Annotated in this window: 13 protein-coding genes; all 13 read left to right on the top strand. The window is 31.0% G+C overall.

Translation table 11 applies throughout. The features are described from left to right. Window positions 1-96 precede the first annotated feature (96 nt). The 13 genes from DWX74_RS07115 to DWX74_RS07055 all read left to right on the top strand — a co-directional run bounded on the left by DWX74_RS07115 (window position 97) and on the right by DWX74_RS07055 (window position 14,178). A complete protein-coding gene (locus tag DWX74_RS07115; RefSeq protein WP_118549357.1) occupies window positions 97-1,188 on the top strand; it encodes a cell wall-binding repeat-containing protein in 1,092 nt (363 codons plus the stop codon). Between the two features lie 77 nt (window positions 1,189-1,265). Beyond that, window positions 1,266-1,925 (top strand): sugar transferase, encoded by a 660-nt coding sequence (locus DWX74_RS07110; RefSeq protein ID WP_286164265.1) that lies wholly within the window; start codon window positions 1,266-1,268, stop codon window positions 1,923-1,925. A 95-nt stretch (window positions 1,926-2,020) separates the two neighbouring features. After that, window positions 2,021-3,571, top strand: a complete 1,551-nt coding sequence (gene murJ / locus DWX74_RS07105) for a murein biosynthesis integral membrane protein MurJ (protein WP_118549355.1) — start codon at window positions 2,021-2,023, stop codon at window positions 3,569-3,571. A gap of 12 nt (window positions 3,572-3,583) precedes the next feature. Continuing rightward, entirely contained in the window at window positions 3,584-5,284 is a 1,701-nt protein-coding gene (locus tag DWX74_RS07100; protein ID WP_118549354.1) for a phospho-sugar mutase, read from the top strand. Between the two features lie 16 nt (window positions 5,285-5,300). Then, on the top strand, window positions 5,301-6,035 hold the full coding sequence (locus tag DWX74_RS07095; RefSeq protein WP_118549353.1) for a glycosyltransferase: 735 nt from the start codon (window positions 5,301-5,303) through the stop codon (window positions 6,033-6,035). A 1-nt stretch (window position 6,036) separates the two neighbouring features. Then, on the top strand, window positions 6,037-7,218 hold the full coding sequence (locus DWX74_RS07090; protein ID WP_118549352.1) for a polysaccharide polymerase: 1,182 nt from the start codon (window positions 6,037-6,039) through the stop codon (window positions 7,216-7,218). Then, on the top strand, window positions 7,184-8,026 hold the full coding sequence (locus DWX74_RS07085) for a glycosyltransferase family 2 protein (protein ID WP_199647604.1): 843 nt from the start codon (window positions 7,184-7,186) through the stop codon (window positions 8,024-8,026). Before DWX74_RS07090 ends, DWX74_RS07085 begins: the two co-directional genes overlap by 35 nt. A gap of 18 nt (window positions 8,027-8,044) precedes the next feature. Next, window positions 8,045-9,223: a CDP-glycerol glycerophosphotransferase family protein gene (locus DWX74_RS07080; protein ID WP_118549351.1), complete on the top strand. Its 1,179-nt coding sequence runs from the start codon at window positions 8,045-8,047 to the stop codon at window positions 9,221-9,223. A gap of 21 nt (window positions 9,224-9,244) precedes the next feature. Next, complete coding sequence (locus DWX74_RS07075) at window positions 9,245-9,994, top strand: glycosyltransferase family 2 protein (RefSeq protein ID WP_199647602.1); 750 nt, start codon at window positions 9,245-9,247, stop codon at window positions 9,992-9,994. Between the two features lie 12 nt (window positions 9,995-10,006). Continuing rightward, window positions 10,007-10,912, top strand: coding sequence for a glycosyltransferase family 2 protein (locus tag DWX74_RS07070; RefSeq protein ID WP_118549350.1), 906 nt, complete (start codon window positions 10,007-10,009; stop codon window positions 10,910-10,912). 50 nt (window positions 10,913-10,962) lie between these two features. Then, window positions 10,963-11,715 carry a glycosyltransferase family 2 protein gene (locus DWX74_RS07065; protein ID WP_118549349.1) on the top strand — a complete coding sequence of 251 codons (753 nt, stop codon included), beginning with the start codon at window positions 10,963-10,965 and terminating at the stop codon, window positions 11,713-11,715. A 26-nt stretch (window positions 11,716-11,741) separates the two neighbouring features. Continuing rightward, window positions 11,742-13,034 (top strand): UDP-glucose dehydrogenase family protein, encoded by a 1,293-nt coding sequence (locus DWX74_RS07060; RefSeq protein WP_118549348.1) that lies wholly within the window; start codon window positions 11,742-11,744, stop codon window positions 13,032-13,034. A gap of 16 nt (window positions 13,035-13,050) precedes the next feature. Beyond that, the gene (locus DWX74_RS07055) at window positions 13,051-14,178 is read left to right on the top strand and encodes a glycosyltransferase family 4 protein (RefSeq protein ID WP_118549347.1); all 1,128 of its coding nucleotides are present in this window, start codon (window positions 13,051-13,053) and stop codon (window positions 14,176-14,178) included. The last annotated feature ends 101 nt before the right edge of the window (window positions 14,179-14,279 follow it).

Here is a 14,279-nt window from a genome sequence, read left to right as displayed (position 1 = left end):
AGTAACGATTGAATACATCTAGGGAATTCCTTAGATGTATTTAATTGTTTATAGAACTGCTGTTAGTTTTGCTAAGTAGGATTAGGAGATAAAATTATGAATAAGAAGAAAATAACAGCGGTGTTACTTGCATTATTATTAGTTGTAGCTTATTTGTTCTCTGGAAAGGTGATAAATAAGCTATATCTAAGAGGGTATGAAAAGGAAAAGATACAGGGAGTTAATAGATATGAGACTATTATAAGCTGTGGTGAAGGCTACTGGGATAATCCTAAAGAAGCGATTTTAATTAATACTAATGATATAGGCTCTGCTATGAATGCTGTACCTTACGCCTATGCTAATAATATACCTCTACTACTTACAGAAAAGGGAGATTTACCAAGTGAGATTTATTCTTTTATAAGCGAGAATCATTTAAATAAGGTTTATATTTTAGGAGGAATAAATACGATATCTAAGCCTATAGAGAGAACAATAGAAAGAACTGGTACTGATGTAGAGAGAATAGTACGGAAAAATAGAGGTGATGTCAGTAAATTATTTGCTGAGTTGACAGTTAAAAAGACTAAAAGCAAGGAGATGTTTGTAGTCTTTGATGGAAAGAATGGTTATTCTATAGGAGTTTCTGTTTTGGGAAAGGCTGCTGAGAAAGGGATACCTATTTTAACTGTTAATGAGTCTAATCTTTATAAAGCGGCTGAGTTTGCCAGAGAGAATGGTATAGAGAAAACTTATGTTATAGGTAGGTTTAATGATCTTAGTGGTACAGTTGATAAAGTGCTTCCTAATGTGCAGAGAATTTCTGGTAAGGATAAGTATGAAGTTAATAGAAATGTAATTGAAGCGTTTTACGATATGGATAAGGTAGACAAGGTTTATGTCGCAAAAGGTGGAAATTTAATAAATGGTAAGGATTTAAATGTAGGTGAGTTTGTAAATAGTATTGCAGCTGTTCCAAGAATGGCAAAAAGTGGCGAGCCTATTTTAATAAATGATACAAATTATATTCAAGATGATGCAAGGGACTTCTTAAAGAAATATAATATTAAGAAGCTTTGCAGCGTTGGATTTGAGATTAAAAAGACTAGCGTGATAAATTTAGATAGCGATATTGCTAGAATTGTGACTTCATTTATTTTGATAGTTATGATTGCATTAATTACTTTTAGAGCTTTAAAAGAGTAGGATTTTCATAAGCTATTGATAATATATTCATTTTTGAGTATAATATAACAATAGGAATTAATGTAATGGAGGTAATTATGTCTGAATATAGAAGTGATGAAGATAAAAACTTACAGGATTTTATAGACTCTATAGATTATGGCATAGTTAAAGGTGGAGCTATTTTTGATTTTTATCAGCGAGTTTTAAATATAATATTATCATTGATTGGATTAGCGATAGGAATACCGCTAGTTATAATATTTGGAATACGGATAAAGATTGAGGATAACGGGCCTATAACTTATAAGCAGGAAAGACTAGGAAAAGGCGGAAAGAGGTTTTATATATATAAATTGAGATCAATGAGAACTGATGCTGAGAAGTTCGGTGCTCAGTGGGCAGAAAAAGACGATCCAAGAATTACGAAAGTTGGAAGATTTATAAGAAAAACCAGAATAGATGAGATTCCTCAGTTGTTCAATATTCTAAAGGGTGATATGAGTCTTATTGGTCCAAGACCAGAAAGACCACAGTTTACAGAACAGTTCAATAGAGAGATACCAGGTTTTATAAATAGACTTGCAGTTAAGCCAGGGCTTACTGGTTGGGCACAGGTAAACGGTGGTTATGATATGACTCCAGCTGAAAAACTTGTTGAGGATATATATTATATAAAAAATAGAAGTGTACTACTTGATTTTAAGATTATATTCAAAACAGTTGCTGTTGTTTTAACAGGAGATGGAGCTAGATAATTTGAATAGTATTTTTGAGGGCTCTAAAAGAGCCCTTTTATTTTGAAAAATATTTTATTTTGAGTGTTATTTAAGAGATATGAAGGAGAAATGAGATGGCAGGTACAGCTAAGGCAGCAGTTTGGATTATGATAGCCACTATGCTCTCTAAGGTTTTGGGATTTTTTAGAGAGGTAGTTTTGGCTAGTTTTTATGGTACAGGGGCATATGCAGACGTATTTTTATTAACGCTAAATATACCAGGGCTTATAATTGCTATTGTAGGTTCTGCTATTGCTACAATATATGTTCCAATATATTTTGAAACTAAGGAAAAAGAGGGCACTGAGGGTGCGTTAAAGTTTACTAATAATATGATAAATATTATTGCTTTATTGGCGATAGTTGTAGCTATTTTTGGACTTTTGTTTACTGATGAGTTTGTAAAGGTGTTTGCAGTAGGATTTACAGGTGAAAAGTTTAGAATAGCTGTATCATTTACTAAGATTATGATAATAGGTGTTATTTTCTTAGCGCTTAGTAAGATTTTAGGTACGTACTTGAATGTTAATGATAGTTTTACGGTTCCTAGTTTAATTGGGATTCCGTACAATATTTTTATAATTTCAGCTATAGCTATCAGTACTAAGACTAATGTAATTGTTATGGCTATAGGTGCGCTTCTTGGTATGGCAAGTCAGATGCTGTTCCAGCTACCTTTTGCAATTAAGAAAGGTTATAAGTATCAGCCTTATTTGAATGTTAAGGAAGAGAATATAAAGAGTATGATTATACTAATGCTTCCTATGATTATAGGTGTTGCTATAGGGCAGATTAATACTGCAGTTGATAAGGCACTTGCGACTACTCTTGGAGATGGTCCGCTTTCGGCTCTAAACTATGCAAATAAGCTTAACGATTTTGTTATGGCTTTATTTGTTACATCTATAGTAACTGTTATATATCCTAAGTTAGCTAGAATGATAAATGCTGACAAGAAGGAAGATTTTGTAAATACAATAGTGAAGTCTTCTAATTGTATTTTACTTTTAGTTTTACCTATAACTGTAGGAGCTATTGTGCTTGCTGAGCCTATTGTAAGGATTTTATTTCAAAGAGGGGCTTTTGATGCAGAGTCTACTAATATGACATACAACGCATTACGTCTGTACTCTTTAGGGCTTGCAGCTATGGGAGTTAGAGATGTTATTACTAGAGTATTCTATTCGTTATCAGATACTAAGACGCCTATGATAAATGCGAGTATTGCTCTTGTAATGAATATAGTAATGAATTTAATTTTAATTAAGCCTTTAGGTTATAAGGGGCTTGCTATTTCTACAAGTATAGCATCTATTGTTACTGTGATGCTTTTATTTAGATCTTTAAAGAAGAGAACAGGATACTTCGGTGGAGATAAGATTTTAAAAACTGGTCTTAAGAGTTTGGTTTCTTCTGTTACAATGGGAGTATGTACTGTTTTTGTATATAAAGGAATGTATGGTATACTTGGTGCAGGAATGATAAATGAACTTTTATCATTAGTTTGTTCAGTTGTTGTAAGTGTTGTAGTATACTTTATATTAATAATGATATTAAAAGTAGATGAGATGAGCTTAGTTTTTGATATATTTGGAAAAGCTAAGTCTAAATTTCTTAAGAGATAAAGGAGAATAAATATGAGCTATAAAGATATATATAACGAGTGGATGGAGTCTTCTTATTTTGATGAAGATATAAAGGACGAGCTTAGAGGGATAGCAGACGATGAAAATGAGATAAAGGAAAGATTTTATAAGAGTTTAGAGTTTGGTACTGCAGGTATGAGAGGTATTATCGGAGCAGGTACAAATAGAATGAATGTCTATACTGTTAGAAAAGCTACTCGGGGAGTTTGTAAATATATAGAAAGAAAGTTTGGCGAAGAAGGTAAAAGTCGTGGGGTTGTTATAGCTCATGATAGTAGAAGAATGTCTAGAGAGTTTTGTGAGGAGGCTTCAGCTACATTAGCAGCTTATGGTGTTAAAGCTTTTGTGTTTGATAGTCTTAGAGCTACACCTATGCTTTCTTTTGCAATTAGACATTTAAATTGTCAGATGGGGATAGTTATTACAGCTAGCCACAATCCAAAAGAATACAATGGATACAAGGTATATGGAAGCTATGGTGGACAGATATGTGTCGATGAAGCTAATGAGATTATAGATGAGGTAAATTCTATTGATTCTTTAGGTGATATAAAGGCAGGAAGTTTTGATTCTTATTTAGAGTCTGGAATGATAACTGTTTTAGATGATGATGTCGACAATGCGTTTAATGAAGCTGTTTTAAGCCAGATTAGAGATAAGAAGATGGTTTCTGAAAACGGAGATAAGTTAAGAATAATTTATACTCCAATACATGGTACAGGTAATGTTCCAGTTAGAAGAGCGCTTAAGGATGCTGGATTTACAGATGTTGCTGTTGTTAAGGAACAGGAGTTACCTGATACAGAGTTTAGTACAGTTGAGTATCCAAACCCTGAGGAAAAGGCTGTGTTTAATATAGCTATAGATATGGCTAAGGAAAGCAATGCGGATTTAATTATAGGTACAGATCCAGACTGTGATAGAGTTGGGATAGTTGTTAGAGATAATAATGGAGAGTACGTTGTTTTAAATGGAAATCAGACTGGAGCGATAATCGTAAATTATCTATTCTCTAAGATGGCTGAAGCTGGTACTATTCCAGAAAAATCAGTAATTATAAAAACTATAGTTACTTCAGAGCTTGGTGCTGCTATTGCTGAGCATTATGGAGCAGAAGTTGTAAATACTCTTACTGGATTTAAGTTTATAGGTGAGAAAATACACGAGTACGAAGATTTTGGAAGTGTAGTTAAGAATTTCGTTATAGGATACGAAGAAAGCTATGGATATCTTGTAGGTACTCACGCTAGAGATAAAGACGCTGTTGTTGCATCTTTAATACTATCTGAAGCAGCACTTTGCTATAAGCTAAAAGGTATGAGTCTTTACGATGCGCTTATGGAGATTTATGATAAGTTTGGTTATTATAAGGAAGCGCTTAAGTCTATTACTTTAAAGGGTATAGATGGAGTTGAGAAGATAGCTGAGATTATGAAGTCATTTAGAAATGACGATATAGATTCTATAGCTGGAGTGAAGGTTGATAGAAAGTTAGATTACAAAGAAGGAATAGATGGGCTTCCTAAAGCTGATGTTCTTAAATTTGTTTTAGAAGATAAGTCTTGGATAGCTATAAGACCATCTGGAACTGAACCAAAGATTAAGTTCTACTTTGGTGTTTGTGGAGATAATGAAGTAGAGTCTGATAAAAAAATCGAAAAATTTATGGAGTATATAGAAGCTCGTTTATAGAGTAGGGGGGATTTATTTGATAGATAAGAAAATTCATTATGTCTGGCTTGGCGGTCCAAAAGGAAATGTAGAGAATATTTGTATTAATATTTGGAAAGATAAGCTTCCTGATTATGAGATTATAGAGTGGAATGAGAAAAATTTTGATATAGAAAAAGAAATTAAAGGAAAAAAATTCCTTGAAGAATGCTATAAACAGAAACTTTGGGCATTTATAGCAGATTATATGAGATTAAAGGTTCTATATGAGCAGGGTGGGCTTTATATGGATACAGATATTCAGGTGCTGAAAGATTTAACACCTCTTTTGGAAGAAAATAGACTGTTCTTTGGATATGAGAGCGAAAAATATGCAAATGGAGCGATAATAGGAGCTGAGCCACATCATCCATTTATCAAGGATATGCTTGATTTTTACAATGAGGATGTTATGAAGTCTGATTTATATACAATTCCAAAGATAATGACTTATATACTTAATGAAAAGTATGAAAAGTTTGATAGAAATAATTTTTCTGAAGGAATAAAAGTTTACAATGAAGAGTATTTTTACCCATTTAATTATAATGAAGATTATACAGACGATTGTATTACAGAAAATACTTATGTTATACACTGGTGGGGAAAAAGCTGGGCAAAAAAAAGAAATTATTTCCTAGAAACAAAGCATATGTCTGGATTTAAAAAGATTTATAAATGTATGAGAATTTTTGCAAGTAATACTCTACTAACTCTAAAGAGGAGAAGATAGTATGGAGAGATTAAATATGCGAGAAAACAGTAATTTAAGTAGGGCTTTCTTTAGTATTACAATGGTTGTAATTTTACTTAGAAGATATATGATTTTTAATTTAGAGCCCACAGCTTTTATAGAGAAAAGTTCATCACTATTATTTTATGCTTCTATGGGGCTTTTGATGATTCAGTTTTTATTGATAAGAAAGCATAATATTACAGAACTAGCAATCTTTTTAACTGCATGTGTATTGTATGTTTTTACTAGAGAAGGCGCTATTCTAGTTCTGATATTATTGGCAATAAGTGTAAGAGATATAGATGATGAGTATGTTGTAAAGAATTATCTTATTATAAATGCATTGTTTATAATAGCATTTGTTCTTATTGGAAATTTTTTACCAGATTTGATAAAGATTTCAGATACACATTATAGATTAAAAGATGGTGTATATGTTGTTAGAAACTGCTTTGGACTACATAACCCAAATCTTGTGTTCTTCTATTCTATAGGTGTTTACGCAGCATATATTTTCTTGAGGTTTGATAAGTATAATATGGTGGATAGAGCAATATTACTTGTGATGACTATATTTATTTATAAAGTTACTATGAGTAGAACTGGGCTATTGACTATGATAGCAGCTTTATTCCTTGTTGAGATATTGAAGTATATAGATTTAAAGAGATATACTAAGATAAGTTTTTTAGTAAAGATATCACCTATACTACTTTTAGTAGGATCGGTAGCTATAGGTGTTTTATTCTCAAAGAGTGAGCTTTTAAATTCAGTTTTAGCTTCTAGACCTAGATACTGGAATATATACTTAACACAAGAAGGTAATTTCTTATCTTTATTTGGAAATGTATATTCTGCAGAGATAAAACAGGCAAATCCTTTGGATAATTCATATGTGTATTTAACAGTTATGTTAGGTTTAGTATCTGTGGTATTCTTTATGTTTTTATTGTACAAGGGATTAGATATTTTTATAAAGAAAAATGAAAACAAGTATATTGCTGTTATAGTAATGTTTTTAGTTTATTCATTTGCTGAAAATATATTATTTGAGGCAGGATTTAATTTCGGTATAGTATTTTTAATTAAATATATTATATTGGATGATACGTTAAAAAATAAGGTTAAGTTTAGGAGAAGAAAAGATGCTAGTGTCGCTAATAATGCCTACGTTAAATAGGTTTGATGATATATACAGATTTATGGATAGTTTGCTTGAGCAGACATATAAGAATTTTGAGCTTATTGTTGTAGATCAGAATGATAACGATAAAGTTAAAGAAATTGTCGATAAATATGTAGATTGTTTAGATATAAAATATATAAAGAGCAATAAAAAAGGACTTAGCTACAATAGAAATTTAGGAATTGATGTCGCAAAGGGAGAGGTTTTAGCCTTTCCTGATGACGACTGCGCATACAAGCCTGATACTATAGAGAAGGCTATTAATTTTTTTGAAAAAAATCAGGACTATAAAATCTATAGTTGTAAAACACTAGATTTTGATGAAAAAGAAGGCTTTATAAAGATGAATGACGGTATTTGTGAGATAGAGAGCACAAATATTTCGTTTACAGTTTGCTCCATAACGTTTTTTGTTAATTTTGGAAGTAGTGATAGTTATACTAGATTCGATGAAAGACTTGGAGTTGGAGCTGAGTTTGGAGCAGGAGAAGAAACTGATTATGTTTTAGATCTTCTTAGTAGAGGGTTTAAAGGAAGATATTTTGGTGACGATATTATACATCATCCAGTTAAGAAACATTCTAAATCTAGTGCAAAGTATGAAAGAGATTTTAATTACGGTAGAGGATTTGGAGCTCTTTGTAAGAAAGAGATAGTTTATAGAAAAAATTATAAATTTATAAAGATTATGGCATATAAGCTTATAAGAAATATAGGTGGAATAATTTTAAACAAGGATAGAGATTACCATGAAGCTACTATAAAAGGTAGAATAGAGGGATTTAGACAATATAAAATGTAATGTTAGATGAGGTAAGTTATGGAAAAGATAAAGAAATTATTTAATATGATTTTAGCTTTACTTCAGTACCCATTCAAAAAAAGTATTTTTAAGGATAAGAATATATGGCTAATAGGTGGTCATTCTGGAGATATATACGACGATAACTCGAAGTTTTTATATGAGTATATATTAAAAAATCACAAGGAAATAGATATATATTGGGTTATTGATAAAAATAGTAAGATAAAAGATAAAATTCCTGGCAATAAGTTAATAAAGGGAAGTGTGGAAAATTATCTGTACTATTATAATGCGGAGGTAGTTATATTTTCACATGCTCCTTCTGCAGATATAGCACCGTACAATTTTGCAGTACCTCTTCTTAATAGATTCCATAAGAAGACATTTAAGGTATTTTTAAATCATGGAGCTATAAGCTTTAAGAAAAGAAAACCTATGAATGCAAGATTTAAGAATTTAATAGATGAGCTTATGCGCAGTTATAATATGGCAACAGCTATATCTGATTTTGAAAGAAATATAATGGTAAATGAGTGGGGAATGGACGAGGATGCAGTTTGTGTTACAGGCTGTGCAAGACAGGACAATCTTCCATTAAATAAAAAGCCTGCTTCAAGAGATATATTATATATGCCTACTTGGAGAGATTGGATTAAGTTTGGCGATAAAAAATTTACTGATACTGAGTATTTTAGCAATATTATGCTATTCTTAAATGACGATAAGCTTAATGAAGCATTAGAGGCTAATGATGTAAATATAAAATTCTATATGCACCATTTAATGCACGAGTTTATCGATGATATAAAAGAAAATATAACTGGAAAAAGAATTATATTTTTAGATAAAGATGTTACATTAGCCGATGAGATAACTGCATCAGCAGCTAATATAACAGACTACTCTGGTGTAGCAATGGACTTTATGTATATGGATAGACCTATACTTTTCTATCAGTTTGATGTTGAAAAATATAAAGAAGAGGTTGATTCTTATATAGATTTAGATAATGAAATGTTTGGGGATGTGGCTTACAATAAAGATCAAGCTGTTGAGAAATTGGTTAAAATAATAGAAAGTGGTTTTGAGGTTACAGAGAGTCAAAGGATTGCAAGAAATAAATTTTTCAGATACAATGATAATGGCAATTGCGAAAGAATTTACAATTGCATAGTAGAAAAATTAAATAAATAACAAATGATGAGGAAAATTAAGATGGATAAAAATTTAGTGTCTATAATTACGCCCATGTATAATGCTGAAAAATATATTGTAGGGACAATAGAATCAGTTCTTGAGCAGAGTTATAAAAACTGGGAAATGATAATTGTCGATGACTGTTCAACAGATGGTTGTTCTGAAATAGCAAAATTATACTCAGAAAATGACGATAGAATAAAATATATAAGAACTGAAAAAAATTCTGGTGTTTCTAATGCTAGGAATATTGCCTTAAAAATGGCTAACGGGGCTTTTATTGCCTTTTTAGATAGTGACGATATATGGGACCGTGAAAAATTAGAGAAGCAGATTAGGTTTATGCAAGAAAACGACTATGTTATAACATTTACTGCATATGAACTAATGGATGAAAATAGCGATAGGATGCACAAGGAAATAAGAGTACCACATAGTGTTGATTATAAAACATTGCTTAAAGGAAATGTTTTAGGATGTCTTACTGTTATTATAAACAGAGAAAAGCTTGGATTTGATATAAGAATGAGTGGGGAAAGACATGAGGACTATGTTCTTTGGCTTTCTATATTAAAAAGAGGTATTACCGCTTATGGTATCGACGAGGTTCTTGCTATGTATAGAAAATCAAGTACTTCTCTTAGCGGGAATAAGTTTAAGGCTGCTAAGTGGACTTGGAATATATATAGAAATATTGAAAAGATACCATTCCCAAAGGCTATTTATTATTTTATAAATTATGCTATAAATGGGATAAAAAAGAGTTAGGAGGGAAAGATTATGTATAGATATAAATTTACAATATTTACTCCTACTTATAATAGAGAATATACGCTATCAAAGCTTTATGAAGATTTAAAAAAACAGACATACAATGACTTTGAGTGGTTGATAGTTGACGATGGAAGTACAGATAATACAGAGGAATTAGTAAAGAAATTTATAGAAGAGGATGTCTTAGATATAAGATATATAAAGAAAGTAAACGGTGGAAAACACACTGCTATAAATACAGGTGTTAAAAATGCCAATGGAGAATTTTTCTTTATTGTAGATAGCGATGATGGACTTATGCCTAATTCAATGGATTTAGTTATCCAAGAGTGGAATAAGGTAGAAAATAAAGATGAGTTTTGTGGAGTTGTAGGGCTTTGTTCAAAAATGGAGGATGGAAAGACACTTGGAACAGAAATTCCTGATGAACATTTAATATGCCATTTTGCAGAGCTGTATTATAAATTTGGAGTAAAAGGTGATAAAACAATAGTATTTTTAACTGATATTCTAAAACATTATCCTTTCCCAGAGAGAGAAGGGATAAAATTCTTGCCAGAGAGCGTTGTTTGGTATGAAATATCTAAATATTATAAGGTTATATGTATAAATGAGCCAATGATAATAAGAGAATACTTAGAAGATGGGCTTACAAGAAATATTCTTAAAAAGAGTGCATTAAAAGGAAGAGCATTAGAGTATTTATATCTTACAAATCAGAATACTTATCCATTTAAGGACTTCCCTTATATGTGGATAAAGAACTATATAAATTTGGCAAGATATTCATTATTATCAGATAGTAAGTATTTTAAAGAAATAAATAAGATAAGTGATAAATTTATGTATATATTATGTTTTCCACTAGGTTATTACAAATATTTAAGACAAAAGAAATTTGTTAAGGAATAAGTTTTAGTTTGAAAAAATAATATTGCTAATATATAAGGAGAGTATAACGTATGAATGAACCATTGGTATCAATAATAACTCCTGTATATAATGCAGAGCGGTTTTTAGAGGATACAATAAAATCGATACAGAAGCAGTCATATAAGAATTGGGAACTTATTTTAGTGGACGACTGCTCAAAAGATAGTTCATCAGAAATAATAGAAAAATTCCAAAATAGTGATGATAGAATAAGATATATCAAATTAGAAAAGAATTCCGGAGCAGCTATTAGTAGAAACACTGGTATAAAAAACGCAAAAGGCAGATTTATAGCGTTTGTAGATAGCGATGATCTCTGGGAGGAAACTAAGTTAGAAAAACAGATTGAACATATGCTAAAGGAAAATATAGGTTTTTCCTTTACTTCATATAGATATATGAGAGAAAATGGAGAAAAAACTAATAAAATAGCAAGAGCTCCAAGAAAGATTGATTATGAAGGTCTTTTAAAGAACACTATAATAGGATGTTCAACCGTAGTATTAGATAGAAAAATTATCGGTGATTTTGAGATGCCTCTAGTTAAGAGAGGACAGGATACTGCTACATGGTTGAAAATACTTAGAACAGAAAAGTATGCATACGGGATAGAGGAGCCACTAGTTAATTATAGAATAGTAGGTAATTCTCTATCTAGTAATAAGATAAAAGCCTTAAAGAGAACATGGAATACGTATAGAAACGTGGAGGGCTTAGGTCTATTTAAAAGCATGTATGTATTCTGTTTTTATGTAGTTAATGCTATAAGAAAGAGATTATAGCGTTGTATTGATTGGGAGGCGAAATGATGAAAATAGCAGTAGCAGGAACAGGATATGTTGGTCTTGTGACAGGTGCTTGTTTAGCTGAAAAAGGACATAATGTAGTCTGTGTCGATATAGATGAAAAAAAGGTAGAAAAAATGAAGGCTGGTTTTTCACCTATATACGAAGAAGGACTAGAAGAAATAATGCAGAAAAATTATAAAGAAGGAAGAATTGATTATACAACAGATTATGAATCTGCTTATAAAAATTCTGATGTAATCTTTATAGCTGTAGGTACACCTGAGAGAAGCGATGGATCAGCTAATCTTGATTATATAAAAAAGGTTGCTATACAGATTTCTAAAAGCATAGAAAAAGACACATTAATAGTAATAAAATCTACAGTTCCAATAGGAACTAATGGAAAAATAGAAGAGTATATAAGAAGAAACTTAAATAAAAATATTCATATTGAGCTAGCTTCTAACCCAGAGTTTTTAGCACAGGGTACAGCAGTTCACGACACATTAAATGCGTCTAGGATAGTAATAGGTGTTGAAAGTGAATGGGCTGAGGGAATAATGAAAGAAATTTATTCTCCTTTTGAAATCCCTATGATTATAACTGACAGAAACAGTGCTGAGATGATAAAATATGCATCAAACGACTTCTTAGCTTTAAAAATATCTTATATGAATGATATAGCTAATTTATGTGAGATAGTAGGGGCCAATGTTGAGGATGTTGCAAAAGGAATGAGCTACGATGATAGAATAGGAAGCAAGTTCTTGAGAGCTGGAATAGGATATGGTGGTTCTTGTTTCCCTAAAGATACAAAGGCTCTTCACTGGTTATCAGCTCAGAATGGATATGAGTTAAAGACTGTTAGAGCAGCTATAGAGGTAAATGAGCAGCAGAAGTTAAAATTAGTTAGAGCTGCAGCAGAAAAGATAGAATCATTTGAAGGTATGAAGGTAGCTATACTAGGTCTTACATTTAAACCAGGTACTGATGATTTAAGAGAATCACCAGCTATACCAAATATAGAATACCTTCTTGATAGAGGTGCTGATATATATGCATTTGATCCAGTTGGTGTTGAAAATGCAAAGACATTGTTTGGAGATAAGATAGTCTATACAAAAACAGCTAAGGAAGCGTTAAAAGATGCTAAACTTTGTTTTATAATGACTGAATGGAAAGAGGTTAAAGATCTTACTCCTAATGATTTTAATGAAAATATGGCAGAAAGTATAGTTTATGATGGAAGAAATTGCTACTGTCCTGAAGATATGAAAAATGCCGGAATAGAGTACTATTCAATAGGTAGATAAATTTTAGGAGAAGGAAATGAAAATTTTACATATAAATTCATACTATATAAGTTCGACAATATATAAGCATTTGATATCTCATATGGATAGACCAGGGATATTAAATGATATATATATTCCCGTAGATAGAGATGAAAACATAGGAAAGTATAAAGGAATTGAGTCAGAGAGGATAAATTATATCTATTCTAAATGTTTTGGAAAGTTAGATAGAATAATATTCCATCTAAAAAATTATAGAATAGAAAAAGATATGTATAAAAAAGTGGATTTTGATGGTGTTGATGTTGTACATGCACATTCGCTTTTTGTAAATGGTTACTTAGCACTTAAACTAAAAAGAAAGCTTGGATATGATTACATGGTAGCTATAAGGGCTACTGATGTTAAAGTGTTTTTCAAAAAGATGATAATGCTTAGAAAGCTAGGTGTTGAAATAATGAAGAATGCTAAGTATTTAGTATTTATATCACCTTACTATAAGGATGATGTAATAGATACTTATGTACCAGAAAATCTTAAAGAAGAAATGAAGAAAAAATCTATTGTAATACCAAATGGTGTAGATAAATTCTGGCTTGATAATATGGATATGAGAGAGAGAGTATTCAAGGATAAAGAGATAAGACTTGTTTATGCCGGAAGACTTGAAGGGGTTAAAAACTTAGATACTACAATAGCAGTATTAAAAGAGCTTATAAAAAGAGGATATAATGCTACATTGGATATAATAGGAAAAGGACCGGAAGAAGGCAAGATAAAGAAACTTGCTGAAGGTGAATTAGAAGGAGCTTTAAACTTTTATGGATTTATGCCTAAAGAGGAGCTTATAAAATTTTATAGAAGAAATGATATATTTATAATGCCTTCTAAAAGAGAAACTTTTGGTCTAGTATATATAGAAGCTTTATCTCAAGGTCTTCCTATAATATACACTAAAAATGAGGGTGTATATGGCTACTTTAAAGAAGGAGAGGCAGGATATGCGGTTGACTGCAACAATGTATCTGAAATAGCTGATAGAGTAGAGGATATATACAACAGAAATGTATGGAATATGGAATATCTTGAAGAAAAAATAAAAAATGACTTCAATTGGGACAATGTTGTTGAAGAATATATAAAGTATTATGATACTTTTTAAATGATGATTAGTAGTTCTTGGTATTAATACAATTATTAATGCCGAGAACTTTTTTTATTCTTAAGGAAATTATAATAATTTAAAACTGTGGAAAACTTGTG

The organism is Peptoclostridium sp. AF21-18 (assembly GCF_003478825.1).
In the GTDB taxonomy this organism is placed as follows: domain Bacteria; phylum Bacillota; class Clostridia; order Peptostreptococcales; family Peptostreptococcaceae; genus Peptacetobacter.
The sequence above is the reverse complement of the archived record's forward strand: the minus strand, read 5'-3'. Positions and strand labels throughout refer to the sequence as shown.